This is a genomic window from Clostridium sp. CTA-1, assembly GCF_054768215.1.
In genome coordinates, this window is the sequence record NZ_BAAAAP010000064.1 from 1 (window position 1) to 660 (window position 660).

The following is a 660-nucleotide window of genomic DNA, read 5'->3' on the forward strand; positions in this document are numbered from 1 at the left end:
ACATGGGGTTACCCATGTGAGTTTCCTCATTCGGAAATCCCTGGATCTCAGCCTATTTGCGGCTACCCAAGGCTTATCGCAGCTTATCGCGTCCTTCTTCGGCTCCTAGTGCCAAGGCATTCACCATGCGCCCTTTGTAGCTTGACCTAWTAAGAATTCTYTAAATCTRAGATTTATTAGAATTCTATACTCCTCAGCTTTGCTGAGTGAGTTTCATTTTAATTACAAAGGATTTTATACCTTTAGCTTTACTTATTCACTGTGCAATTTTCAAAGAACATGGTGGGTCTAAATGGACTCGAACCATCGACCTCACGCTTATCAGGCGTGCGCTCTAACCAGCTGAGCTATAGACCCTTAAATGGTGGAGATAAGGAGATTCGAACTCCTGACCCCCTGCTTGCAAGGCAGGTGCTCTCCCAACTGAGCTATACCCCCATATTTAAGTTATATTCCATAATTAATAGTTAAGATTTATTTATCTTAACTTATTTTAGTTATATAAGAGATATTGGTCTCTCAAAATTAAACAGAGAATTCAGCCTTTAGAAAGAATTTTCTTCTTTCTATTCTCCTTAGAAAGGAGGTGATCCAGCCGCAGGTTCTCCTACGGCTACCTTGTTACGACTTCACCCCAATCACTAATCCCACCTTCGGCCG

2 tRNA genes and 2 rRNA genes are annotated in these 660 nt (G+C 41.7%); all 4 read right to left on the reverse strand.

The features are described from left to right. Positions 1-147, reverse strand: a 23S ribosomal RNA gene (locus ACYUEW_RS18995); the annotation flags it as partial. 133 nt (positions 148-280) lie between these two features. Next, positions 281-357: transfer RNA gene (locus ACYUEW_RS19000), tRNA-Ile, on the reverse strand. Positions 358-362: 5 nt separating this feature from the next. Then, positions 363-438: transfer RNA gene (locus tag ACYUEW_RS19005), tRNA-Ala, on the reverse strand. A 141-nt stretch (positions 439-579) separates the two neighbouring features. Continuing rightward, a 16S ribosomal RNA gene (locus tag ACYUEW_RS19010) occupies positions 580-660 on the reverse strand; the annotation flags it as partial.